At 59.6% G+C, this 23623-nt stretch carries 21 protein-coding genes; 13 read left to right on the plus strand and 8 right to left on the minus strand.

The window, feature by feature from the left end; all coding sequences use genetic code 11:
* Positions 1-139: 139 nt before the first annotated feature.
* Together D8U18_RS24555 and D8U18_RS24560 are read right to left on the minus strand one after the other, a co-directional pair.
* On the minus strand, positions 140-4243 hold the full coding sequence (locus tag D8U18_RS24555; RefSeq protein ID WP_131108747.1) for a bifunctional nitrate reductase/sulfite reductase flavoprotein subunit alpha: 4104 nt from the start codon (positions 4241-4243) through the stop codon (positions 140-142).
* Positions 4244-4526: 283 nt separating this feature from the next.
* Positions 4527-5009, minus strand: coding sequence for a hypothetical protein (locus D8U18_RS24560; RefSeq protein WP_056853348.1), 483 nt, complete (start codon positions 5007-5009; stop codon positions 4527-4529).
* Positions 5010-5402: 393 nt separating this feature from the next.
* On the opposite strand from D8U18_RS24560, the gene D8U18_RS24565 reads away from it, so the two are divergent.
* The 5 genes from D8U18_RS24565 (at position 5403) to D8U18_RS24590 (ending at position 11200) form a co-directional block, all read left to right on the plus strand.
* On the plus strand, positions 5403-6263 hold the full coding sequence (locus D8U18_RS24565) for a hypothetical protein (RefSeq protein WP_131108749.1): 861 nt from the start codon (positions 5403-5405) through the stop codon (positions 6261-6263).
* A gap of 144 nt (positions 6264-6407) precedes the next feature.
* Positions 6408-7406, plus strand: coding sequence for a bile acid:sodium symporter family protein (locus tag D8U18_RS24570; RefSeq protein WP_130904660.1), 999 nt, complete (start codon positions 6408-6410; stop codon positions 7404-7406).
* A gap of 100 nt (positions 7407-7506) precedes the next feature.
* Positions 7507-7887 carry a RidA family protein gene (locus tag D8U18_RS24575; protein ID WP_131108751.1) on the plus strand — a complete coding sequence of 127 codons (381 nt, stop codon included), beginning with the start codon at positions 7507-7509 and terminating at the stop codon, positions 7885-7887.
* A gap of 270 nt (positions 7888-8157) precedes the next feature.
* On the plus strand, positions 8158-10155 hold the full coding sequence (locus D8U18_RS24585; protein ID WP_056853352.1) for a U32 family peptidase: 1998 nt from the start codon (positions 8158-8160) through the stop codon (positions 10153-10155).
* A gap of 172 nt (positions 10156-10327) precedes the next feature.
* Positions 10328-11200 carry a mechanosensitive ion channel family protein gene (locus tag D8U18_RS24590; RefSeq protein WP_056853353.1) on the plus strand — a complete coding sequence of 291 codons (873 nt, stop codon included), beginning with the start codon at positions 10328-10330 and terminating at the stop codon, positions 11198-11200.
* 19 nt (positions 11201-11219) lie between these two features.
* On the opposite strand, the gene D8U18_RS24595 is transcribed toward D8U18_RS24590, so the two are convergent.
* Positions 11220-11636, minus strand: coding sequence for a RidA family protein (locus tag D8U18_RS24595; protein WP_130904671.1), 417 nt, complete (start codon positions 11634-11636; stop codon positions 11220-11222).
* A gap of 121 nt (positions 11637-11757) precedes the next feature.
* On the opposite strand from D8U18_RS24595, the gene D8U18_RS24600 reads away from it, so the two are divergent.
* Positions 11758-12699 (plus strand): LysR family transcriptional regulator, encoded by a 942-nt coding sequence (locus D8U18_RS24600; protein ID WP_056853355.1) that lies wholly within the window; start codon positions 11758-11760, stop codon positions 12697-12699.
* 40 nt (positions 12700-12739) lie between these two features.
* On the opposite strand, the gene D8U18_RS28820 is transcribed toward D8U18_RS24600, so the two are convergent.
* On the minus strand, positions 12740-13324 hold the full coding sequence (locus D8U18_RS28820) for a hypothetical protein (RefSeq protein ID WP_177435057.1): 585 nt from the start codon (positions 13322-13324) through the stop codon (positions 12740-12742).
* A gap of 198 nt (positions 13325-13522) precedes the next feature.
* On the opposite strand from D8U18_RS28820, the gene D8U18_RS24610 reads away from it, so the two are divergent.
* The gene (locus D8U18_RS24610; protein ID WP_056853357.1) at positions 13523-14065 is read left to right on the plus strand and encodes a hypothetical protein; all 543 of its coding nucleotides are present in this window, start codon (positions 13523-13525) and stop codon (positions 14063-14065) included.
* 149 nt (positions 14066-14214) lie between these two features.
* On the opposite strand, the gene msrA is transcribed toward D8U18_RS24610, so the two are convergent.
* The 3 genes from msrA to D8U18_RS24625 are packed head-to-tail and all read right to left on the minus strand — an operon-like array spanning position 14215 to position 15881.
* On the minus strand, positions 14215-14721 hold the full coding sequence (msrA, locus tag D8U18_RS24615) for a peptide-methionine (S)-S-oxide reductase MsrA (RefSeq protein WP_131108753.1): 507 nt from the start codon (positions 14719-14721) through the stop codon (positions 14215-14217).
* Positions 14722-14772: 51 nt separating this feature from the next.
* Entirely contained in the window at positions 14773-15276 is a 504-nt protein-coding gene (locus tag D8U18_RS24620) for a copper chaperone PCu(A)C (protein WP_131108755.1), read from the minus strand.
* Complete coding sequence (locus D8U18_RS24625; RefSeq protein ID WP_056853360.1) at positions 15276-15881, minus strand: SCO family protein; 606 nt, start codon at positions 15879-15881, stop codon at positions 15276-15278. Before D8U18_RS24625 ends, D8U18_RS24620 begins: the two co-directional genes overlap by 1 nt.
* A 243-nt stretch (positions 15882-16124) precedes the next feature.
* Between D8U18_RS24625 and D8U18_RS24630 the strand changes: the two genes are divergently transcribed.
* The 4 genes from D8U18_RS24630 (at position 16125) to D8U18_RS24645 (ending at position 20259) form a co-directional block, all read left to right on the plus strand.
* Positions 16125-16325, plus strand: a complete 201-nt coding sequence (locus D8U18_RS24630; RefSeq protein WP_056853361.1) for a CstA-like transporter-associated (seleno)protein — start codon at positions 16125-16127, stop codon at positions 16323-16325.
* Positions 16326-16848: 523 nt separating this feature from the next.
* A complete protein-coding gene (gene nirB / locus D8U18_RS24635) occupies positions 16849-19410 on the plus strand; it encodes a nitrite reductase large subunit NirB (protein WP_130931523.1) in 2562 nt (853 codons plus the stop codon).
* A complete protein-coding gene (gene nirD / locus D8U18_RS24640) occupies positions 19410-19787 on the plus strand; it encodes a nitrite reductase small subunit NirD (RefSeq protein WP_056853363.1) in 378 nt (125 codons plus the stop codon). Before nirB ends, nirD begins: the two co-directional genes overlap by 1 nt.
* Positions 19788-19818: 31 nt before the next feature.
* Entirely contained in the window at positions 19819-20259 is a 441-nt protein-coding gene (locus D8U18_RS24645; protein ID WP_056853364.1) for a CBS domain-containing protein, read from the plus strand.
* An 87-nt stretch (positions 20260-20346) separates the two neighbouring features.
* On the opposite strand, the gene D8U18_RS24650 is transcribed toward D8U18_RS24645, so the two are convergent.
* Positions 20347-20778 carry a nuclear transport factor 2 family protein gene (locus D8U18_RS24650; protein ID WP_056853365.1) on the minus strand — a complete coding sequence of 144 codons (432 nt, stop codon included), beginning with the start codon at positions 20776-20778 and terminating at the stop codon, positions 20347-20349.
* Positions 20779-20953: 175 nt separating this feature from the next.
* Here D8U18_RS24650 and D8U18_RS24655 point away from each other — a divergent pair, with 175 nt between their 5' ends.
* Positions 20954-21622: a DUF2238 domain-containing protein gene (locus D8U18_RS24655; RefSeq protein WP_131108757.1), complete on the plus strand. Its 669-nt coding sequence runs from the start codon at positions 20954-20956 to the stop codon at positions 21620-21622.
* Positions 21623-21725: 103 nt separating this feature from the next.
* Positions 21726-23339, plus strand: coding sequence for a methyl-accepting chemotaxis protein (locus D8U18_RS24660; protein WP_130906612.1), 1614 nt, complete (start codon positions 21726-21728; stop codon positions 23337-23339).
* Positions 23340-23623 lie beyond the last annotated feature (284 nt).

Raw genomic sequence — 23623 nt, forward strand, 5'->3', positions numbered from 1 at the left:
CGCATGGGCGGTGAGTGGCATGGCGCAGTGTGAGGGTAGCCGAAACGGAGGGTGAGCATGAACTCCTGCTTTGCATTCAGTGTGTTTGATCAGGCCGTCCGGCGACCTGAAAGGACCGCCAGACGCCAGCGATCAAACGTCAATAAACATCCCGCAGGTAGCGTTTTTGCTCGCTCATCTGCCGCCAGTAATCGGCGGCGCAGTCCGCGCCAAGTCCGCCATGCTGTTGCGCAACCTGGCGCAAGGCCCGGTCGACGTCCTTGGCCATCTGGCTGGCATCGCCGCAGACGTACACCTGCGCGCCTTCCTGCAACCAGCGCCACAGTTCGGCGCCTTGTTCGCGAATGCGGTCCTGCACGTAGATTTTTTGCGCCTGATCGCGGGAAAACGCCAGGCTCAATCGGGTTAACAAGCCATCGCGCTGCATGCCCTGCAATTCGTCGCGGTAGTAGAAATCGCTGGCGGCATGTTGCTCGCCAAAAAACAGCCAGTTATGGCCTTGATCACCTCGTGCCCGACGCTCCTGCAGAAAGGCGCGAAAGGGCGCCACGCCGGTGCCGGGGCCGATCATGATCATCGGTACATCCCCATCGACCGGCGTGCGGAAGTGCTTGGACGGCTGGACGAAAACCGGCACATCGCCGTTTTGCGCGCGGTCGGCAAGAAACGTCGAGGACACGCCTTTGCGTTTGCCATAGCGCACGGCGGCGACGGTGAGGTGCACTTCCTGCGGGTGCGCCTTGGGGCTGGACGCGATGGAATACAGGCGCGGTTGCAGGCGCTTGAAGGTGCTGAGCAGTTCGCTGGCCGAGCAATCGACCGGAAAGGCTTGCAGCACGTCCGCCAGTTGCCGGCCCCACAGCCAGTCTTTGAGCTCAGCCTTGCGCTCGCTGCCCAGCAGTTGTTTCAGTGCGGGATTGGCACTGCGTTCGGCAATCAATGCCAGCGTTTCCTGGCTGGGGCGAGCGATTTCCAGATGCTCGGTCAGGGCCTGGTGCAACGGCACCTCACCGAGCTTGTCGAGGGTGACGGTGGCGTCGGCGCTCATGCCCGTCAGTTCGAGCAATTCGTCGACCAGTTCAGGGCAGTTGCGCGGGTAGACCCCCAGTGCGTCACCCGCCTCGTAGCGGAGGCCAGAGTCCGCCAGGTCCAGGGAAAACATGCGGGTTTCCTTGTTGTTGCTCTGGCGGTTGAGGTGAAGATTGGTCAGCAGTCGCGAGGCATGTGGTCGGGTCTTGCAGGGTGCCTCGACCGTGCTGGGCGCTACGATAATGGCCGGCTCGTCGATCACCGAAGGCGCAGGCTTGAGGACTTTGTGCAATTGAGCGAGCCAGTTGTCGGCACGCTCTTCGAACTCAGTGTCGCAATCGACCCGTTCGATCAGGCGGGTAGCGCCCAGCTCCTGCAGGCGTTGATCGAGTTGCTTGCCGTGCTGGCAGAACTGGTCGTAGTTCGGGTCACCCAAAGCCAAAACCGCAAAACGCAGGGATTCAAGGCGCAGTTGGGCATTATTGAGGGTGTGCCAGAAACCTTCGCCATTGTCCGGTGGGTCGCCATCGCCGAAGGTGCTGCTGATCAGCGCCAGGTTGGCGGTAGTCGCCAGTTTGCTGGCTGGAAAGTCAGCCATCGGGCTCAGCTCCACGGCTATCCCGTCGTCACGCAGGCGCTTGGCAAAGCGCTCGGCCAGTGCCTCGGCATTGCCGGTTTGCGAGGCCCACAACAGGGTCAGCGCGGGTGTACGGTCTGCCGCAACCGGGGTCGCTGGCGCCGGGCTGTCGGCCAGTTCGACGCGACTGAACAACCCACCCAGCACACCGTCAAGCCATAGCCGGGTAGTCGCAGCCAGTGGCGCGTTGGCCGGCATGACCGGTACGCCAGCGATCTGGCGGCCCGCGGTGGATTGCAGGCCACTGACAAAACCGGCGAGGTAGGTGCGTTCGTTATCGCTGAGTGACGGGGAGGGCAGGCTGCGAATGCCCGCGAGATCGGCGAAGGTCTCGATGCTCGACATGACGAGTTCCTCGGAGAGTGTGCAAGCGGGGAGTGGGGCGGTGGCCGGTGCAGGCGAATCGAGAAATTGATGGTTGATCAGTTCGACTCGTTGCAGGGCAACGGCACAAAACTTGAATTCCGGTTGCAGGGAGATCGGGTCGACGGCATCGCTGGTGACCGCGTTGATGGCCAGGTTGTCGCCAAACACATCGTTCCAGTGGAAAGGCGCGAAGCAATTGCCCTCGCGCACCCGTTCGGTCACCACCGCCGGCAATACTGCGCGGCCGCGCAGCGAGCGCACTTCGACCGGGTCCTTGTCCTTGATGCCCAGGCGAGCGGCATCTTCAGGATGAATCTCGATGAACGGCCCAGGGTTGAGTTTGTTCAGGGTGTCGACTTTGCCGGTCTTTGTGAGGGTGTGCCACTGATGCTGCAAGCGACCGGTATTGAGCACGAAGGGAAAGGTTTCATCGGGCATCTCTGCCGGTGACAGGTGCGGGCGGGCGAAGAACTTGCCCTTGCCGTTCGCGCTCGGGAACACGATGGCGGGTCGGCTGCCGTCGGCGTCCAGCTTGAGTGCCTGGCTTACGCCGTCATTCACATAGCGGATCGGGTTGCGTATATCGGCGCTGGCGTCGGCACACGGCCATTGCAACGACTGTTCGCGCAGACGGGCATGACTGGCGCCACGCATGTCGTAACCGGTCTGCGGATTCCAGGCGCGTTTGATCTCTTCGAACACCTCATTGGCATCGGTGTAGCTGAAGGCCTCGGCGAAGCCCATTTCGCACGCCACCCTGGCAATGATTTGCCAGTCGGGCAGGGTTTCGCCGGGCGCCTGCACGGCTTGTTGCATCAGCGTCAGGTTGCGTTCGGAGTTGATCATCACGCCCTCCGCCTCGGCCCATAACGCACCCGGCAGAAGGATATCGGCGTAGCGATTGGTCTCGGTGTCGAGAAAGGCGTCCTGGGTGATTACCAGTTCAGCGGCCTGCAAGCCTTCGATCACTTTCTGGCGATTGGGCACGGACGCTACCGGGTTAGTGCAGATGATCCAGCAGGCCTTGATCTGCCCGGCGCTCATCTGTTCGAACATCGCCACGGTGCCGGCACCGGCTGCGCGCGGCAGGCTGTCGTGGGGGATGTTCCACAAATCCTCGATGAATGCGCGATCCGCCTCCACCAGCAGAGAGCGCTGGCCGGGCAGGCCTGGTCCCATGTAGCCCATCTCGCGGCCGCCCATGGCATTTGGTTGACCGGTCAGGGAAAACGGCCCGCTGCCCGGGCGGCAGATCGCGCCGGTGGCCAGGTGCAGGTTGCACAGGGCATTGGTGTTCCAGGTACCGTGGGTGCTTTGGTTCAGGCCCATGGTCCAGCAGCTCATCCACTCGGCGGCTTCGCCGATCCATTGCGCAGCCTGACGGATGTCCGCTTCGGGCAGGCCGGTGATTTCTGCGACGGCATCCGGCGAATAGTCCTCTAGGAAACCGGGCATCGCCTCCCAGCCTTCGGTGAAGGTGGCGATGAAGGCCGGGTCGGTGTGGCCGTTTTTCACCAGCAGGTGCAGCAGGCCATTGAGCAAGGCCAGGTCGGTGCCGGGTTTGATCGGCAGATACAGATCGGCCTTGTCCGCCGTGGCGCTGCGCCGTGGATCGACCACGATCAGTCGGGCGCCGGCCTTGACCCGATCCATCATGCGCAGGAACAGGATCGGATGACAGTCGGCCATGTTGGCGCCGATCACGAAAAACAGATTCGAACGGTCAAAATCCTGATAGGAACCCGGCGGCCCGTCGGCGCCGAGCGACAGCTTGTAGCCGCTGCTGGCGCTGGCCATGCACAAGCGCGAGTTGGACTCGATATTGGCGGTGCGGACAAAACCCTTGGCCAGTTTGGTAATCAGGTACTGGGCTTCAAGCGACATCTGCCCCGACACATAGAACGACAGCGCATCGGGACCGTGGTTATCCAGAATGGTGCGCAGACGGGTCGCTGTCTCAGTGATGGCCGAATCCATTGCCATACGCACCGGATCTCGACTGCGTTCCTGGCGCAGGTAGGCATTTTCCATGCGCCCCGATTCGGCAATGGCCTTGCCGCACGTCGTGCCTTTGGTGCAAAGCCGGCCGAAGTTGGCCGGATGGCTTTTGTCACCCGTGACTTTGAACACTCGGTTGTCTTCGACGTGCATGACGATGCCGCAGCCCACGCCACAATAGGGACACACACTGCGCACGGTTTTATTTGCCATCCTCGCCCCTCGAATCTCTACCGGCACCTGAGCGGTGCGCAAACGCAAAAGGCGCCATGCGGCCCTCCGTAAAAAACGGGGGCTACACGGCGCCTTTGTCGTATAGGTGCAATCAGCGTTGACTGCGTTTGAGGTACTTAGCAAACAGCGCGCCAGAATGTCCGGGGCCGCGCCGAATCAGGGGTTCAAGGCAGGAAAGGGTAAATCGGCATGGGTGCTGCGTGCACTTTTATATGGCGATGCACTTAATGGTGCACCAGCCCAAGGCGGGCCTTCGCAGTCCTTACCGGAATGACAGGCGCAAACGGTCAATGATTTGCTCGACGCTCGGGCCCGGGATGTTTGGCGGTTCCGGGCTCTCGCCAAATTCGCGCCAGATGAACAGCGTCAGCTCGGCGCCATCGGTCAGTGTATGAGCGTGGGCACCCGCACCGAAGTTCTTCAGTAATCTGTAGCGATCATCCTGCCAGAACAATTCTTCGACCCAGTGATAGACCGGGATGCAATGGAAATGAATGGGGAATGCCGGGTCATGGCCAAAACGGCTGATATAGAGCCATTTGGGTTGCAGTTGCGTCTGCAGGATCTTCTGCACTTTGCCGAGCAGGCTGCCGAGTTCAATCAACGCGGCTTCGGGAAGTTCAGCCAGTGAACTGGTGTTGTATCGCGTCCCCAGCACCAGATAGCCAGGGAGCTTTGACGACATGTGATGGTTGAGTATCCAGTGTGCCGTTTCATGGATGATGAATTGTGGAGCTATGTCCATGGATGAGTGTCCGTTGTCGAAGCAGGCAGTAAAGGCATGGTCGTAGAGCGCATTGAACTGCAGCGCAAGGCGTGACTATGCAATCCCTTGGCCGTTGTCGTATACCTCCACTTCAGCAAGACTCTGCGTCACATGAACTCGCATCCGCTACTTCAGATTTTAGTTCCGGCTGTACAAAGTGCGACACGTTTTTCTGGAAAAAAAACGCCTCATTGTCATGCCGGGGATGGTGCAGGTTTCGGGCGGCAGGAATTTATGGATAAAACCGGGTGCTGACCACCAGACAACGGTGTGTTGATTTAACACCAAGGTATAAAGATCGGCCTGACGTGCCGATATACAATGACACCCGCCGAGGTGCCCGCACTTGAGCCTCACTAACAGGGAAGAATCATGAACGTCACTGCGTCCTCGTCCTCGTCCAGCGCCTTGATCGCTGCCTATACCTCTGCCGCCAACACCAGCACGACGAGTGCCCGGGGCAAAGTGGCGGACAGCAGCGCAGCGCCGGATCAAACGCAGAATGATGACGCGGTGAGCTTTTCCAGCGCGGCCACTGATTACAGCGATGCGATTGCCAGCAACGCGCGGTACTTTCCGGTGCGCGCGGGGATGAACGCCGATGCGTTGATTCTTGGTGTGGCCCAGCCCGGTGCGATTTCCAGCTCCAGGGACAAAACCTTCGCCGACGTCGCCCTCGATGCCCGCAAGCGCATGGATGAAAAATATGCGCAGATGTCGGGCAGCGGCAAGCCCTACGACAACAGCATGGCCGACCGTAATGCGCTGATGGGCGACCTTGACCGGCGCTCGTTGTATGCGGTCGCCACCAACGAAGGCGGGAAGTTCACCAAGCAAGAGCAAACCGCAGCGCAGGACGTGATGCGCCAGCAGGCCCAGCTCGCCACTGGCTACTACGTCGGGCCGGAAGATCAGAAGAAGAACTGGCGGGATCCTTTCGCCAATGACCCGGTCGGACGAGCCAAGGCTGCCTTGAGTTTCATGGACAACATGAGCACCGAAGAGAAGGCCACACCGCAATGGCTGTCCCAGCGCAACACGCTGCAAACCGCGCTGGATCAAGCGACGGCGGCCGATCCCGTAGAGCTGGCGAAGAAAAAACAACTGTATTTCCCGATCCTCGCCGAGATTCTGCAGAACGGCACCAGCTGGTTCGACAAGAAAGACTCGGATGAAAAGAACGCCAGTGACGCGCTGGCCAAGCTCAAAGCGACTGTTCAGTCCACTCAGTGAAAAATCAGTCGGTATTCGCGAGTTAGCCTTTTCGACCGACTGATTTGTCCTTTAGGCGATATGTACTGGCTTATTAGCGTTAGTCGGTAATTCGCCGCAGGGGTAGAGTCGAGATCACGTTCCTGGCCAACCCGGATGATCCCGATGACCCGCCCGCGCTTTTTACCCGACAACTTCACCCTGACCCTGGTCGGTGTGGTCATTCTCGCCAGTTTGCTACCGGCCAGCGGTCAGGTCGCGGTCGGCTTCGGCTGGTTGACCAACATTGCCATTGCCCTGCTGTTTTTCCTGCACGGCGCCAAGCTGTCGCGGGAATCGATCATCGCCGGCGCCGGTCACTGGCGCCTGCATTTGCTGGTGTTCGGCCTGACGTTTGTGCTGTTCCCGTTGCTCGGCCTGGCACTCAAGCCATTCCTCTCGCCGTTGATCGGCGACAACCTGTACATGGGCATGCTTTACCTCTGTGCGCTGCCTGCCACGGTGCAGTCGGCGATTGCCTTTACCTCGTTGGCCCGCGGCAATATCCCTGCGGCGATTTGCAGCGCGGCGGCGTCGAGTCTGTTCGGGATCTTCCTCACACCGTTGCTGGTGACGTTGCTGATGGACGTGCACGGCGATGGCGGTTCGACAGTCGATGCCATCCTGAAAATCAGCGTGCAACTGTTGCTGCCGTTCGTTGCCGGACAAATCGCCCGCCGCTGGATCGGCGCCTGGGTGGCACGCAACAAGGGTTGGCTGAAATTTATCGACCAAGGTTCGATCTTGCTGGTGGTCTATGGCGCGTTCAGCGAAGCGGTGATCGAAGGCATCTGGCACCAGATCCCGTTGCGTGATCTGGCCGGACTGGTGGTTGCCTGCTGTGTGTTGCTGGGGCTGGTGCTGGTGGCTTCTACCGTGCTGGGCAAAGTCTGCGGCTTCAGTCAGGAAGACCGCATCACCATCCTCTTCTGCGGCTCGAAGAAAAGCCTGGCCACCGGTGTACCGATGGCGCAGGTGCTGTTCGCCGGCAGCACCATCGGTGTGCTGATCCTGCCATTGATGTTGTTCCATCAGATTCAATTGATGGTCTGCGCGGTCCTCGCGCAGCGTTTCGCCAATCGCCCGGAATCGGTGCCCGAGTTGATGGGGCAGGTGGATCCTTGATCGCATCCGGCTAACTCACTTGCGGTAAACTGCCTGCGCAAAAGGCGCCGCTGCGTTGAATCGCGGCGGTGCCCCTTTACCTCGCAAGCAAGAGAGTCCCATGGCCAACCAAGACATCACTTTCACCCCCGATCCCGACGCAGACTCCATTTCCTCCGACGTTGCCGGTTTCGGCGGCATGCTGGTCTCCACGCAGATTCCCACCCGCGCCGACGGGAGCCTGGAGCTGGGTGACATTACCCTGCAAAGCGAATGCACCCTGCAAGCACTCAAGGTTGCGCTGGAGCGTGCCGGCAGTTCCATGGACCGCGTGTTGCACCTGACCATTTACCTCACCGACATGACCGACCGCGCCGCGTTCAACGAGGTGTACAAGCGCTTCTTCGCCAAGCCATGGCCGGTGCGCGCCGCCGTAGGCGTTGCTTCACTGGCAGTCGAAGGCATGCGTGTGGAAGTCACGGCAATGGCGGCCAAGGCCTGATCCCGGCAGCACACACACAAACCTGGTCGAACAATTTGCATCCTGTGGCGAGGGAGCTTGCTCCCGCTGGACTGCGCAGCAGTCCTTGTTTCAGAGGCGCTTCACGCCCCAGCGGGAGCAAGCTCCCTCGCCACAGCTACAGCGCTTCCACAGGGTTTGAGGCATTCCAGGCCTGCCCGAGGCAGCCACCGGGCAGCCTACGGGTGCCGGTCAGGCGTTTCACCGGTACAATGCGCGCCTCGACCGTGACAGCCTGACTAAAAAAATATTATGTCCCTGCCCAAACATCACCTGGAATTGCTCAGCCCCGCCCGCGACGTAGCCATCGCCCGCGAGGCCATTTTGCATGGCGCCGATGCGATCTACATCGGTGGCCCGAGCTTCGGCGCCCGCCACAATGCCTGCAATGAAGTGAGCGAGATCGCCGAACTGGTGGAATTCGCCCGTCGTTATCACGCCCGGGTGTTCACCACCATCAACACCATCCTGCACGACAACGAACTGGAGCCGGCCCGCAAGCTGATCCACCAGTTATACGATGCCGGTGTCGACGCGCTGATCGTCCAGGACCTGGGCGTGATGGAACTGGACATCCCGCCGATCGAGCTGCACGCCAGCACCCAGACCGACATCCGTACCCTGGCGCGAGCGAAGTTCCTTGACCAGGCTGGCTTCTCGCAACTGGTGTTGGCCCGTGAGTTGAACCTGCAGGAAATCCGCGCCATCGCCGACGAGACGGAAGCGGCGATCGAGTTTTTCATCCATGGCGCGTTGTGCGTCGCGTTCTCCGGGCAGTGCAACATTTCCCACGCGCAGACTGGCCGCAGTGCCAACCGTGGCGACTGTTCCCAGGCCTGCCGTTTGCCGTACACCCTCAAGGATGAGAAGGGTGGCGTGATCGCTTACGAAAAACACTTGTTGTCGATGAAGGACAACAACCAGAGCGCCAACATCCGCGCCCTGGTCGAGGCAGGCGTGCGATCGTTCAAGATCGAAGGCCGCTACAAGGACATGGGTTATGTGAAGAACATCACCGCCTATTACCGCCAGCGCCTCGACGCCGTGCTCGAAGAGCGTCCGGACCTGGCCCGCGCCTCCAGCGGCCGCACCGCGCACTTCTTCCTGCCCGACCCGGAAAAAACCTTCCACCGTGGCAGCACTGATTACTTCGTCACTGACCGCAAGATCGACATCGGTGCCTTTGACTCGCCGACGTTCACCGGTTTGCCAGTCGGCGTTGTCGAGAAAGTTGCCAAGCGCGACATGCTGGTCGTGACGCACGAGCCACTGTCCAACGGCGATGGCCTCAATGTGCTGGTCAAGCGTGAAGTGGTGGGTTTTCGCGCGAACATCGCCGAGCCCAAAGGCGAGTTCGAAGAGGACGGCGAGAAGCGCTATCGCTATCGCGTCGAGCCCAACGAGATGCCGGAGGGCATGTACAAGCTGCGTCCCAACCACCCGCTCAATCGCAACCTCGATCACAACTGGCAACAGGCGCTGCAAAAGACTTCTGCCGAGCGTCGTGTGGCCTTGCGCTGGGTCGCTCGTCTGCGTGAAGAACAGCTTGAATTGACGGCCACCAGTGAAGAGGGCGTCAGCGCCAGCGTCACCTTGAATGGCCCGTTCGGTGCCGCCAACAAGCCGGAACAGGCGCTGGAGCAATTGCAGGACCTGCTCGGCCAGCTGGGGACCACTCAGTATCACGCCATCGACATCAAGCTCGACGCCCCACAGGCGTACTTCGTCCCGAATTCGCAGCTCAAGGCCTTGCGCCGCGAGGTGATTGAAGCCTTGACCGATGCACGGATCGCCGCCCACCCGCGTGGCAGCCGTAAAGCCGAAACCACACCGCCACCGGTGTACCCGGAGTCGCACCTGTCGTTCCTGGCCAACGTCTACAACCAGAAGGCCCGCGATTTTTATCACCGCCATGGGGTCAAGCTGATCGACGCGGCGTACGAGGCGCATGAGGAAACCGGCGAGGTGCCGGTGATGATCACCAAGCACTGCCTGCGGTTCTCCTTCAACCTGTGCCCCAAGCAGGCGAAGGGCGTGACTGGCGTGCGCACCAAGGTCGCGCCGATGCAACTGATCCACGGCGATGAAGTGCTGACCCTGAAATTCGACTGCAAGCCGTGTGAAATGCACATCATCGGCAAGATGAAAGGCCACATCCTTGGCTTGCCACAACCGGGCAGCGTTCAACCGGTTGTCGGCCACATCAGCCCCGAAGACCTGCTCAAGACCATTCCCCGCGCTCCGCACTGAGTAGCAGCTGAAAAGATCGCAGCCTGCGGCAGCGCCTACAGGAATCCACTGTAGGAACTGCCGCAGGTTGCAATCTGTTGATCGGGTCGTCGCGCTTTGCTTGTTCTCGACTGGCGGGCTTCGCGAGCTGTGCTAGCGTCTTGAGGTCAACCCTCATTTGCGAGCCTCTGCCATGGACGAGACCATCGTTAATGTAACCACCGAGAAGTTCAACGCACTGATCGCCGTGGTGCAGGCGTACGGCGTCGCCTTTGCGGTCAAGATGCTGACCGCCATCGCCTTCTGGATCGTCGGGCGCTGGCTGATCGGTTTTGCGGTCGGCATGGTGCAGAAGGCCCTCGGCAAGCAGAAGGTCGACCCCACCGTGCTGCGATATGTCGGGTCGGCCATCACCGTGACGCTGAACATCATCCTGGTGATTGCCATCCTCGGTTACCTCGGCATGCAGACCACCACGTTCGCCGCGCTGCTCGCTGCGGTCGGCCTGGCCATCGGCATGGCCTGGTCGGGGTTGCTGGCCAATCTGGCGGCGGGTGCATTCATTATTGTCTTGCGGCCGTTCAAGGTCGGCGATTTCATTTGCGCTGGCGGGGTCACCGGTACGGTCACCGAGATCGGTCTGTTCGCCACTGCAATCAACACCCCGGACAACGTGCTGACCCTGGTGGGCAACAACAAAATCTTCAGCGACAACATCCAGAACTTCACCCACAACCCGTTCCGCCGCGTCGATCTCCAGGCGCAGCTGTCGGGCGCGAGCGACTGGAAAGCGGCGGCGGCTTTGCTCAAGGAAAAAATCGCGGCGATTCCCAATGTGCTCGCGACCCCTGCGGTCGATGTGGAAATCATCGAGTTCAATCTGGTAGGGCCGGTGTTGGCGGTGCGTCCTTACTGCCATAACGAACACTACTGGCAGGTCTATTTCGATACCAATCGCGTGATCAAGGATGCCCTTGGCGAAGCCGGTTTCCCGGCGCCGATGCCGGCGCAAACCGTGATCTTCCAGCAAGGCGCCGCACTGCCTGGCGCACTGGCGAAGGAGTGATCGCAGCAAGCGCCGGTGATCATTGAGCCGCTTGGCTTGCAGCGGTTTCTGCAAGCCTGGCGATAACCTTGATTTCGAACGCGAATCCATAGAGCCAGGTGACGCCGACGGCGGTCAACGTCGGATGCGGTGCCTGGCCCCAGAACTCTGGCACTACCTTCCAGATCCTCTCGAATGTCGATTGGGGATCGACCATGAAGACGGTGACGTCCACTACATCGTCGAAGGTGCAACCGGCCGCATTCAAAATCCCGTTCAGGTTGTTGAACGCTTGCCGCACTTGCTCCTCCAGGTCTGCCTTGGGCGAGCCATCCTCGTTACTGCCCACTTGCCCTGACACAAACAAAAAACCGTTGGAACGGATCGCCGGCGAGTAGCGATTGCGCTCGTAAAGTGCCTGGCGTGCGGGTGGGAAAACGACATCACGTTGGGTCATGACAACCTCCTTCGATTAACGATGGGGAGACTCTAAGGCCAGGCACTTGCCCGATAAACGCGCAACTGCAACTATCACTGTTTGCGAATCCCAAACAATCGAATAGCAATTCGGGGCAGGTATGGACCGTTTCGATGCAATGCAGGCGTTCGCCCGGGTAGTGGAGTCGGGCAGCTTCACCAAAGCCGCCGAGACGCTGCACTTGAGCAAGACCAGCGTCACGCAACTGGTGCAACAGTTGGAGGCGCGCTTGCGGGTCAAATTGCTCAACCGTACGACACGCAAGGTCAACGTCACCGCCGATGGTGCCGTCTATTACGAGCGCGTAGTGCGACTGCTGGCCGATCTGGACGATGCCGAAACCAGCCTGTCGAGTGCCTCGACGGTGCCCAGGGGCAGGCTTCGGGTGGATGTGCCCAGCCCACTGGCCAGTCTGATCCTGGTCCCGGCATTGCCGGAATTTCATGCCCGTTATCCGGATATCCAGGTCGACATGGGCGTCAGTGATCGCATCGTCGATCTGATTGATGAGAACGTCGATTGCGTTGTGCGCGGAGGCGAGTTGACCGATCAATCGCTGATGGCCCGGAGGGTGGGAGACCTGCAATTGGGGGTGTTCGCTTCGCCGGGATATCTGGAGCGTGTCGGCAGGCCATCGCATCCAAAGGATCTGGAAGATTCCGAGCATCGCATCGTCGGTTTCCTGTGGGCGCGAACCGGCAAGGCTTTGCCCTATGCCATGCGCAATCAAAGTGAAAGCCTGGAGATCAAGGGGCGCTACGTGTTGGCGGTCGACGATGGCAACGCTTACATGGCAGCGGGCCTGGCCGGCATGGGCATCCTCTGGTTGCCCGATTACATGTCCAGGCCCTGGCTGGCGAGTGGCCAATTGGTTGCGCTGTTCGAGGATTGGCAGCTCGATCCGATGCCGCTCTACGTGGCGTTCCCCCCGAACCGGCATATCAGCCGCAAGGTACGCGTATTCATCGATTGGGTCGCTGAGCTGATGGCGCAGCACGCGCCGATTGCGGACCGACGTTCTGCGGCGCAATCCGTGACCTGAACGGAAAAAGATCCGCACCAGCGATCGCGGGCTCTGCGGATCAAAGCGCAATGTAGCCGAAGTACATGAAAGCCATGCCCGCCGCGAGGGCGAACGCGCCCAACGCTTTCGTCGTCGATCGGTTGGTGCGCAGCGCGCCGCTGGAGCGTGGCAAGTGCATGCCTGAATCCAGGGGACGCTCAAAGAGGCCTTCCAGGGTGGCCCGGTAGGTGTAGCGCAAGCCCAGCAGGATAAACAGGGCGATCAGGCCAAGGGAAGATGCATTCAGGAAAACCGGGTCAATCCGCGGCTTGGGCAGCTCGTCTTCGCAGGCGGCACTGTCGATTTCGGCGATGCTTATTCTTCCATTGTTGATTGAAGCCAGCGCAGAACCCTTGAGGTACGACGCTTGTTGCTCCAGGTCCAGCGCCTGATACTGCCACAGCGTTGCCGAACCTTCCCGGCAATAGGTAAAACCGCTCGGGTTGGCAGCGACGATGATACAGGCGTCGTGGATACCACTTTTTTTCAGGGTTTCAGTGGCTGAGCGGGTGAAATCCAGTTCGAGGACAGGAATGACGCCATTGGCAAAAGCCCCGGCCGAGACAAACAAGTTCCCCAAAAGGCAGATGGTAGAAATGTTCAAGGTTGAGTGTCCTTGTTTTTATCGGCTTCTGCAGGAGTCGGCGAGGTTTTGACCCTCACAGATGGAGTCTAGATCGCGAATGACGATGTGATGGCAGAACGTGTGAAAGACAATGCTTCCGTTTATCGAGCGACCGGTGACATGGCACCGCCTTCGATCCTGTGCCTTACTCGAAAACCATACCGGGGAGGGCTGGGGATGCGACACAGAGGCGCAAAGTTCTGGTTATGGCTCAACAATCGGTTACCGGTCAAAATTTATGAAGATGCGCTGAACGACGGTCGGCAGATCGAAGTGCAATCACGCATTACGCAAGAAGGAATGACGCAGGTCTTCATCGGCATCTACGACAATCGTGGTGGCGTGATGTTTGAAGACTTTCAGGATCGCGGTTTCCGCGAACCGCTGGCTTCAGCATTGAAGTGGGGGGCGTCCTGGGCTCGGGAAGTTATTCTGGACATGCAACCTTTCACGGCGCCCCATCGGCCGCAGTTGACGTTGAGCACGGTGATCGCCGACGAATCGATCCTGGCATTGCGGCGGATGGAACTGACTGAAAGTCAGCGACGCAAAATCAGATTCGATGATGCTCGGGCTGAGTATCAAGCCGCTCAGGCGGCCATGCTCGAGTTGATGCGCTCGACCACCACGGTTGACCCAAAAGTATGGGCTGAGCATCAGAATCGATTGCGAGAGGCGATTGACCGCAGGATCTGGGTGCAACGCAGCTACCTGTGCTGAATTTGATCACCCACTGCATTTCGTCGAGGTATTGCGTCTGACGCGGGAGCTGCCGAAGGCTGGATCTTTGAATCTTGCTTTAAAAAACAAAATCAGAGATGGCAGCCTCGTTTCGCTCGACAGCTCCGACAGGCCATGCGTTCGCTGCATCAACCACGTTTGGGCAGTGTCCAGTTCGGCCGGATGAAATGGCAGGTGTAACCTTCAGGAAGCCGTTCCAGATAATCCTGGTGTTCGGGTTCTGCCTCCCAGAAGGGGCCAGCGGGCTCGATTTCGGTGACCACCTTGCCGGGCCAGAGCCCCGAAGCGTCCACATCGGCTACGGTGTCCAACGCGACGCGTTTCTGCTCTTCGCTGAGGTAGTAAATCGCCGAGCGATAGCTGGTGCCCAGATCGTTGCCCTGGCGGTTTTTGGTGCTCGGATCGTGGATCTGGAAGAAAAACTCGAGGATCTGTCGATAGCCGATCTGCGTCGGGTCGAAGACGATTTCGATCGCTTCGGCGTGGGTGCCATGGTTGCGGTAAGTTGCATTGGGCACATCGCCGCCCGAGTAGCCGACCCGCGTGGTGATCACGCCCGGTTGGCGTCGCAGCAGATCCTGCATGCCCCAGAAGCAGCCGCCGGCAAGAATGGCGGTTTCGGTGTTCGTCGTCATGGTATGCACCTCCCATCAGATAACGGCCTCGTGGGGGAGGCCGTCAGACCCTCATTGCATCTTGCTGTGACCCATCTTGCTGTGATCCATGTTGCCATGACCCATCGTGCCAAGCGCACGAGCCGGGGCATCGACCTTGATCGTTTCTTTCTCGCCCTTGGCGTTTTCCACGGTCAGGGTCAGGGGAACGCTGTCGCCCTCCTTGATCTGCGCCGTCAGGTTCATGAGCATGATGTGATAGCCATGGGGGTCAAAGCTCACGGCCTTGCCGGCGGGCAGGGCAACCGAGTCGACCTGCTGCATGCTCATCACATCGTCCTTCATGCTGGACTGGTGAATCTGCACCAGCTTCGCCACCGGCGACTGCACGCTCAACAACTTGCTGTCGGTGTCTGCCTTGAGGGTCATGAAGGCGCCGCTCGAAGGCTGGTCGGCCACGGTTGCCCGGACCCAGGCGTCGTTGACCTCGGTTTGCGCGGACACCTGCCACGCCATGCCGAGCAGGGAAAGGCCCAGGGCCAATTGTTTGATGCGTGGCGCGCAGAACGAAATCATCAACAAACCTCCATGACGGTGAGCAGGTCTTCTGCGCACTCTTGAGCGGTAAGGGACGCGGACAGGCCAAGGCGCAGGTTGCCCCGGGAGTCGAACACGAAACTGGTGGCGGTGTGGGACAGGGTGTAGGTGTCGCCGCTCGGGACCTTCTCGAAGAATACGCCGAATTCCTTGGCGGTGGCCGCGGTTTCTTCCAGCGTGCCGTACAGCGCCTCGAAACTCGGGTCGAAGGCTTTGACGTATTGGTCGAGCAATTCTGGGGTATCGCGCTCCGGGTCCAGGGTGATGAAGATCACTTGCAGGCGCTCGCCATCGCGGCCCATCAGTTTTTTCGCCTGGGCGGCGCGGGCCAGTGTGGTCGGGCAGACGGCCGGGCACTGGGTGAAACCGAAGAAGATCATCGGCATCAGGCCCTGATAGCTGCCGAGCATCCGGGTTTCGCCCTGGGTGTCCTTGAGCTTGAAGGAACGCCCCATGATCTTGTCGCTCAGGTCCTTGCCGTACTTGAACGACAGCTTGCTGCTGTCATCGCAGCCGGCGAGCAGGCCGAGGCTCAGCAGGCTCATGCCTTGCAGGACCGTGCGACGGGAATACAACGTACTCATGGAAAAAAGCATCCTGTGTAGCGACTGGATATCTACAGTGGCTGATCAATCAGACGAGAAAAAGCGCAGGGATGTTAACAAACTGTTGCCCGTTGGCGCTCAATCGATGGCCGGCCGGTCATGCGCCAAAAGGTCGCGGGCCCGTCAAATACAAGAGAATACAAAGCGCTCGGCTGTCGACACATTGCAGATACAAACATCAGGTTTGATAGGGTCGTCCAATACCTCAAAGAGAGCATCGCCATGTTTCGTAAACTGCAGCAAGCCGCGCGTTTCCTGAGCCAGAGCGGACGTTTGATGGTGGGCATGCCCGACTACGACAATTACGTCGCGCAAATGGCGATCAACCAGCCGGGCGAGCCGGTGATGAGCTATGAGGCGTTTTTCCGCGAGCGTCAGGAAGCGCGGTTTGGCCGTGGGAAATGTAATACGCGGTGTTGCTGAGACAAAGATCCCGTCCACAAGGTCATCCAGAACCCCTGTAGGAGCTGAGCTTGCTCGCGATTGCGGTATGTCTGTGACATCAAGGCTGACTGATGCACCGCTATCGCGAGCAAGCTCGGCTCCTACAGGGATTTGCGCACTTTTAAAGCGCGATGTCCGGCAACTTGCACCAGTGCGAAGCGGTTTCCTGAACCATTCCCCCCTGTAACATCAACCTCTGACAATCCTGCTCACTTCGCCAGAAGCGTTGCGGACACGGCTCTGCAGGTCTGTTTCCAGTTTCTGTACGCGCTTGGCACAAACACTGCATCCACCCCATCAGCGCCATCTGGAAAAGATGGACCGCCCACTCGGTCAACGACGATCGATCAACCGCACAGGTCGTGGGCAATATCGGTGGATCAGGCATGGCCGTCTGGTTTCAACACCGCAAAAGAACAGGCAAAGACGCCTGGAACCGCAAGGTTTCAGGCGTTTTTTTTTGCTTTTTTTCACCGTGATGGGCTTTGGGCAGGTGTCGTTTATGAATTCCAATGTGGCCACTTTGAACAAGCAGCAAACGCTGATCGTCATCGGCAATGGCATGGTCGGACATCACTGTGTCGAGCAGTTGATCGAGCGCGGTGCCCTTGAACATTATCGCTTGCACGTATTCAGCGAAGAGCCGATGCGCGCCTACGACCGTGTGCATCTGTCCGAATACTTTTCCGGTCGCGATGCCGAGTCGCTGGCACTGAGTGACGCGGCGTTGTACCAGACGCCGGGCGTGACCCTGCACCTGGGAGTGCCGGTGCTGGAAATCGACCGTGCCCGTCGACAGGTGATCACCGCCCAAGGCTCTGTTGCCTACGACAAACTGGTCCTGGCCACCGGTTCCTATCCGTTCGTACCGCCGATCGAAGGCGCCGAAGGCGATTCGCGGCTGGTCTACCGCACCCTTGAAGACCTTGATGCCATTCGCGCTGCTGCAGCCAACGCCAGGCGCGGTGTAGTGGTCGGCGGTGGTTTGCTCGGCCTGGAAGCGGCCAATGCCCTGAAAAGCCTGGGGCTGGAAGCACACGTCGTGGAGTTCGCACCGCGCCTGATGCCGGTGCAACTGGACGATTTGGGTGGGCTGGCGCTCAAGGCGCAGATCGAACGATTGGGCGTCGGTGTTCACCTGTCCCGCGCCACGCAATCGATCAGTGCTGGCGAGCAGTACCGCTATCGGATGAATTTTGCCAATGACGAATTCCTTGAAACCGACCTGATCGTGTTTTCCGCTGGTATTCGGGCACAAGATGCCCTGGCTCGCCAATGCGCGCTGGAGATCGGCCCGCGCGGCGGCGTAGTGATCGACGACACGTGCCTGAGCTGCGATCCGAACATTTACGCCATCGGCGAATGCGCATCGTGGAACGGCAGCCTGTTCGGTCTGGTCGCTCCCGGCTACCAGATGGCTCGCAGTGTCGCGGCGCGGTTGTGCGACGACGTCGCCGAACCGTTCCAGGGCGCCGACATGTCGACCAAGCTCAAACTGCTGGGCGTCGATGTCGGCTCCATCGGTGACGCCCATGCCAATACCCCGGGCGCCCGTAGTTACCAGTTCATCGACGAAACCACCGCCAGCTATCGGCGCCTGGTGGTCGATGCCAGCGGCAAACGGGTACTCGGTGCAGTGTTGATCGGCGACAACAGCTATTACGACACGCTGTTGCAATACATGCAGAACGCGATTGCCTTGCCGTCGGAACCGGCCGCGCTGATCCTGCCGTCGTCCGAAGGTGCGCCGACCCTCGGCCCGGGCGCCTTGCCGCAAGCTGCCACCATCTGTTCCTGCCACAACGTGACCAAGGGCGCCATTTGCTCGGCCATCGACGGCGGCTGCACCGACCTCGGCCTGCTCAAGTCGCAGACCAAGGCCTGCACTGGTTGCGGTGGATGCGCCGGGTTGCTCAAGCAAGTCTTCGAACATGAGCTGATTGCCCGTGGGGTGAGCGTCGACAAGAGTCTGTGTGAGCACTTCGCCTACACCCGTCAGGAGTTGTATGCACTCGTGCGGGTAGAAGGGGTGATCACCTTCGAAGAACTGTTGGCCAAGCATGGCCGTGGCCACACCGGTTGCGACGTGTGTAAACCGGCGGTGGGCTCAATCCTGGCGTCGTGCTGGAACCAGCCGATCATGGATCCGTCGCTGGTGCCGTTGCAGGACACCAACGATACGTTCATGGCCAACATGCAGAAAAACGGCACCTACTCAGTGGTACCGCGCATTCCCGGGGGCGAGATCACGGCCGACAAACTGATTGCCATCGGCGTGGTGGCGAAGAAATACGACCTCTACACCAAGATCACCGGCGGCCAGCGCATCGACCTGTTCGGCGCGCAGTTGCATGAATTGCCGGACATCTGGGCGGAGCTGATCGAAGCCGGTTTCGAAACCGGCCACGCCTACGGCAAATCGACCCGCACAGTGAAGTCCTGCGTCGGCAGCACCTGGTGTCGCTATGGCGTGCAAGACAGCGTGCAAATGGCGCTGACCATCGAAGACCGCTACAAAGGCCTGCGTTCGCCGCACAAGCTCAAGTTCGCGGTGTCCGGTTGCACCCGTGAATGCGCAGAGGCCCAAAGCAAGGACGTGGGGGTGATCGCTACCGAGAAAGGCTGGAACCTCTACATCGCCGGCAACGGCGGCATGCGTCCACGGCACGCCGAACTGTTCGCCACCGATCTGGATGACGCGACGCTGATCCGTTACATCGATCGCTTCCTGATGTTCTACATCCGCACCGCCGACAAATTGCAGCGCACGTCGGTCTGGCGCGAAAGCCTGGAAGGCGGCCTGGATTACCTCAAGGACGTGATCATCCACGACAGCCTTGGCCTGGGCGCCGAACTCGAGTCGCAGATGCAATTGGTGGTCAATCGCTATGAATGCGAGTGGGCCAACGCCCTCAAGGATCCGGAAAAACTCAAGCGCTTCCGCACCTTCGTCAACGACAAACGCCCGGACCCGGACATTCACTTTGTCCAGGAGCGCGGCCAACGCCGGCCGATCATGGCCGCCGAACTCAACCTGATCCCTGTCACCGAGGAGACTGTCTGATGAGCCTGTCCAATACTCAGCGCGCTGCACGTGTAGAGAATATCGATGCCTGGCAATCGGTGTGCAGCCAGCAGGATCTGGTGAGCGATTCCGGTGTCGTGGTGTGGCTCGACGGTGCGCAAGTGGCGCTGTTTTACCTGCCGGGCGCGGAGGGCAAAAAACTCTACGCCATCGACAACCATGACCCGCAATCCGGGGCCAACGTGATTGGGCGCGGCCTGGTCGGCAGTATCAAGGGGGATCTGGTGGTGGCGTCGCCGATCTACAAACAGCATTTTCGCCTGGAAGACGGTAGCTGCCTGGAGTATCCACAACAGCGTTTGCGGGTCTGGCCGGTGCGGTTGAAGGAAGGGCGGGTGGAAGTCGGGCTGGCCTGACGTTGTACGCGATTCGCATCAGGAGACGCACATGAAGACAGCCGCACAGTTGCTCAAGCTCAAAGTCGTGGAAAACCAGCAGGTGCACAGCATCGCACCGGATGCCATGGTGCTCGAGGCCGTGAAGAAAATGGCCGAGAAGAACGTGGGCGCGTTGCCGGTGATCGAAAAGGGCGAAGTCGTTGGTGTGATCAGCGAGCGTGACTACGCGCGCAAGGTGGTGCTGCTGGGGCGTTCATCAGTCGGCACCCCGGTCAGGGCCATCATGAGTTCTCCGGTGGTTACCGCTGATAGCCAACAAAGCATCGAGCATTGCATGGCGGTCATGACTGACAGCCATTTGCGGCATCTACCGGTTGTTGAGAATGGCGAGCTGATCGGTTTGCTGTCGATCGGCGATCTGGTCAAGCAAGCCATTGTCGAGCAGGCCGACCTGATTCGTCAGTTTGAACATTACATCCGCGGGCACTGAGGCACGTTTTTCATCAGCCACGCAAAAGGGGAGGGATCGGAGGGTAGCCGCCGATTCGTCCCCTTTTTTTGCGGGATTATCCAAGCATCAGAATTTGAACGCCTGCCGTCCTACCAACAGCCATTTCCCGTGCTGTTTTTGCCAGATCTGGAAGTTCTCGATTTCAGTCGGGACCACCTCGGTGCCCTTGAGGGCCTGGGCCGAGAAGTGGTGGCGAACCAATGCAACATCGCCGGACAAGGTGATGGTCTGGTTCTGCATCTCAAGGGTCTTGAAGGCACTTTTGCCGGTTTCGATGTCGGCGATGAAAGCTTTCTTGTCCTGGATCTTGCCGCTGGAATGACCATAAGTCAGGTTCTCGGCGGTCAATGCCTGCAGTTCGGCGATGTCCTTGTGCAACATGGCCTGGGTCAGGTGATCGACAGCTTGTGCTACTTCCTTGTCCGCGGCAGCAGGAGCGGCTGCAACGTAGCCGCTGAACAGGCAGAAAAATCCGATCAGCAATGTGGTTTTTTTCATGAAGGTTTCCTTGTTGTTGTTTAGGGTGACTGAGCTTGAAAATAGATTTGTCAGTCATCGTACAACCTAGCATGCGCTTGCGGAAAAAAGCGAACTTGCGCCGCAGGTTTTTCTCGAAGTTAAACGTTCGTCACGGTTTTTTATTTCAAGTGTCGGATTTCGAGGAATCAATGCCATGCAGCCCAAAGATCATCCGCGATACGAACTGACGTTGCTGGTGACATTTCTGGTCATCGTCGCGGTTTCCGGTTTTGCCCCGCGCAGCCGGATCGATTGGGCGTTGGAAAATCTGTTGGTGTTGTTGTTGGTGGGTACATTGCTGGCGGTTTATCGGCGGTTTCGTTTGTCTGCGACGTCCATCACCCTGGTATTCGTATTCCTGTGTATTCACGAGTTGGGTTCGCACTACACCTATTCCATGGTGCCTTACGACCGATGGTGTTCCGCCCTTACCGGGTTCAGTTTCGATAAAACCTTTGGCTGGCACCGCAACCATTTCGATCGACTGGTGCATCTGAGTTACGGCCTGTTGATGGTCTTTCCCATTCGTGAAGTGCTGGCGCGGCTGACGCCATTGCGTGGGTTCTGGCTGTTTTTTGTCACCGTGAACATCATGCTTTCCACCTCGGCGGTTTATGAACTGGTGGAGTGGGTGGGCGGCGCTTACCTCGGCGACGACACTGCCAAAGCCTTCGTTGGTGCACAAAACGATCCGTGGGATTCGCAAAAGGACATGGCGCTCGCCATTCTTGGGGCCTTCATCAGCCTGTCGCTGGTTTCACTGCGCAGCAGCCTGTTCCAACCCGCGTTGCCTACCGCGTGTCGCAAAAACTGCAATCAGTGAAGTCAGCCCTTCAATTCCCTTTTGGTGCAGTCGATAACCTCTTCAGCAATGCAAATTGTGCTGGCGCAAGCCACCCGATAAACGTACGAAGAGGAACCACAGAGTGTCCATTAAACTGCGTTTACTGTTGCTGATCGGCACAGGCGTGATCACTGCCTTGATCATGGGGCTGGTCAGTTACCTGGGCAATGGCCAAATGGCGCAAGCGGTGAAGGACAACGACGTCGGCATGACTGCACTGCGTAACCACCTTGAAGCCGACATGATGCACGACGCCTTGCGCGCCGATGTGCTGTCGGCGATGTTGGTGGGATTGGGCAAAAGCACCAGCAGCCAGGCCGAGGTACGGAGTTCCATCGAGGAGCACTCCACGCGTTTTCGCGAAGTATTGGGCGAAAATTTCAAGCTGCCGGTCAACGACACCTTGAAAACCGCGTTGAACCAAATCAAGCCGAGCCTGGACACCTACATCGGCACCGCCGAACGCATCGTCGCGCTGGCGCTGGAGAATCCGCAAGCCGCGCAAGCGCAACTGGGCACGTTCAACCAGGCTTTCGGCCAACTGGAAGACCAGATGGCGGCGCTCAGCGAGTTGATCGAGAGCAACACGCAACAGACCAGCCAAGGCACAGCGCAAGCCATCAGCAACGCTAACTTCGCACTTGCCTGCGTTCTGGTTGCCAGCCTGTTGCTGCTGTTGGCGCAGGGCCGCTGGGTGATTCTCAGCATCATGGCGCCTTTGCAGACGGCCAGCCGCATTGCCGAGCGCATCGCTCACGGCAACCTCAGCGAAACCATCGTCGAGCCGACCCGCAAGGACGAAGCCAGCACGCTGATTCGCAGCCTCGCCACCATGCAGCGCGATTTACGCGGCATGATCGAAGTGGTACGCAGCAATGCCCATGGTGTCAGCGGCATGAGCGAGCAACTGAGCAGCGGTTGCCACGAAGTCGCCGGCAGCAGCCAGCAGCAAAGCGCCGCCGCCAGTACCATGGCCGCGGCGGCCAGTGAAATGACGGCAAGCATCGAAGAAATCACCCGGCACGCCGAGCGCGCACTGGATATGGCCAATCAGGCTGAAGCCTTGGCCAAGGATGGTGGGCGGGTGATCCATCAGGTGGTCAACGACATGGACGGCATCGCCCGCTCGGCGCAGCAGTCAGCGCAGGTGATTCGCACGCTGGACAAGGAATCCGAAGGGATTTTCAGCATTATCCAGGTCATCAAGGGCATCGCCGATCAAACCAACCTGCTGGCACTCAACGCCGCCATCGAGGCTGCCCGTGCCGGCGAACAGGGCCGTGGTTTCGCGGTAGTCGCCGACGAAGTGCGCAGCCTGGCCGGGCGTACCAGCGCCTCGACCCAGGAAATCGCCGCCATGGTCTCGCGCATCCAGCAAAGCACCCGCGAAGCGGTGATCAGCATGGAGGAGGGCGTGGCCCAGGTCGACAAAGGCATGGCCGTGACTGCCGACGTCGAACGCGCCATCCGCGAGATCCTCGAAGCCACGCTCAACACCACGCAACTGGTCAACGATATCAGCCGCACCATCGGCGAGCAGAGCCTGGCCAGCAACGAAATCGCCCATCAGGTCGAGATGATCGCCGGCATGTCCGAAGGCAACAGCAAAGTAATCGGGCAAACGGCTACGACGACGGACGAGTTATCGAACCTGGCCGGGCAATTGTCGCAATCGGTGGATCGGTTTCGGCTTTGATGCCGGAAGAGGCCGACGCATTCAGCATCCCTGTCGCCTGATCCGCCGCCATCGCTGGCAAGCCAGCTCCCACAAGGTCCTGTGGTTGCCGCATGATTTAGGCACGCCGCAAAACCCTGTGGGAGCTGGCTTGCCAGCGAAGAGGCCGGCACATGCAGCATCGATGGCACTAAAGCCGCCATCGCTGGCAAGCCAGCTCCCACAAGGTCCTGTGGTTGCCGCATGATTTAGGCACGCCGCAAAACCCTGTGGGAGCTGGCTTGCCAGCGAAGAGGCCGGCACAT

Origin of the sequence: Pseudomonas sp. Sample_10 (assembly GCF_004321495.1) — a bacterium.
GTDB lineage: Bacteria > Pseudomonadota > Gammaproteobacteria > Pseudomonadales > Pseudomonadaceae > Aquipseudomonas.

What these genes read in the sequence shown, in the direction of transcription:
- D8U18_RS24555 (WP_131108747.1), bottom strand. Translation starts at nt 4,243, where the DNA reads ATGGCAAATAAAACCGTGCGCAGTGTGTGTCCCTATTGTGGCGTGGGC.
- D8U18_RS24645 (WP_056853364.1), top strand. Translation starts at nt 19,819, where the DNA reads ATGAAGACAGCCGCACAGTTGCTCAAGCTCAAAGTCGTGGAAAACCAG.
- D8U18_RS24610 (WP_056853357.1), top strand. Translation starts at nt 13,523, where the DNA reads ATGCGACACAGAGGCGCAAAGTTCTGGTTATGGCTCAACAATCGGTTA.
- D8U18_RS24590 (WP_056853353.1), top strand. Translation starts at nt 10,328, where the DNA reads ATGGACGAGACCATCGTTAATGTAACCACCGAGAAGTTCAACGCACTG.
- D8U18_RS24560 (WP_056853348.1), bottom strand. Translation starts at nt 5,009, where the DNA reads ATGGACATAGCTCCACAATTCATCATCCATGAAACGGCACACTGGATA.
- D8U18_RS24650 (WP_056853365.1), bottom strand. Translation starts at nt 20,778, where the DNA reads ATGAAAAAAACCACATTGCTGATCGGATTTTTCTGCCTGTTCAGCGGC.
- D8U18_RS24565 (WP_131108749.1), top strand. Translation starts at nt 5,403, where the DNA reads ATGAACGTCACTGCGTCCTCGTCCTCGTCCAGCGCCTTGATCGCTGCC.
- D8U18_RS24595 (WP_130904671.1), bottom strand. Translation starts at nt 11,636, where the DNA reads ATGACCCAACGTGATGTCGTTTTCCCACCCGCACGCCAGGCACTTTAC.
- D8U18_RS24570 (WP_130904660.1), top strand. Translation starts at nt 6,408, where the DNA reads ATGACCCGCCCGCGCTTTTTACCCGACAACTTCACCCTGACCCTGGTC.
- D8U18_RS24630 (WP_056853361.1), top strand. Translation starts at nt 16,125, where the DNA reads ATGTTTCGTAAACTGCAGCAAGCCGCGCGTTTCCTGAGCCAGAGCGGA.
- D8U18_RS24655 (WP_131108757.1), top strand. Translation starts at nt 20,954, where the DNA reads ATGCAGCCCAAAGATCATCCGCGATACGAACTGACGTTGCTGGTGACA.
- D8U18_RS24600 (WP_056853355.1), top strand. Translation starts at nt 11,758, where the DNA reads ATGGACCGTTTCGATGCAATGCAGGCGTTCGCCCGGGTAGTGGAGTCG.
- D8U18_RS24620 (WP_131108755.1), bottom strand. Translation starts at nt 15,276, where the DNA reads ATGATTTCGTTCTGCGCGCCACGCATCAAACAATTGGCCCTGGGCCTT.
- D8U18_RS24625 (WP_056853360.1), bottom strand. Translation starts at nt 15,881, where the DNA reads ATGAGTACGTTGTATTCCCGTCGCACGGTCCTGCAAGGCATGAGCCTG.
- nirB (WP_130931523.1), top strand. Translation starts at nt 16,849, where the DNA reads ATGAATTCCAATGTGGCCACTTTGAACAAGCAGCAAACGCTGATCGTC.
- D8U18_RS24585 (WP_056853352.1), top strand. Translation starts at nt 8,158, where the DNA reads ATGTCCCTGCCCAAACATCACCTGGAATTGCTCAGCCCCGCCCGCGAC.
- nirD (WP_056853363.1), top strand. Translation starts at nt 19,410, where the DNA reads ATGAGCCTGTCCAATACTCAGCGCGCTGCACGTGTAGAGAATATCGAT.
- D8U18_RS24575 (WP_131108751.1), top strand. Translation starts at nt 7,507, where the DNA reads ATGGCCAACCAAGACATCACTTTCACCCCCGATCCCGACGCAGACTCC.
- msrA (WP_131108753.1), bottom strand. Translation starts at nt 14,721, where the DNA reads ATGACGACGAACACCGAAACCGCCATTCTTGCCGGCGGCTGCTTCTGG.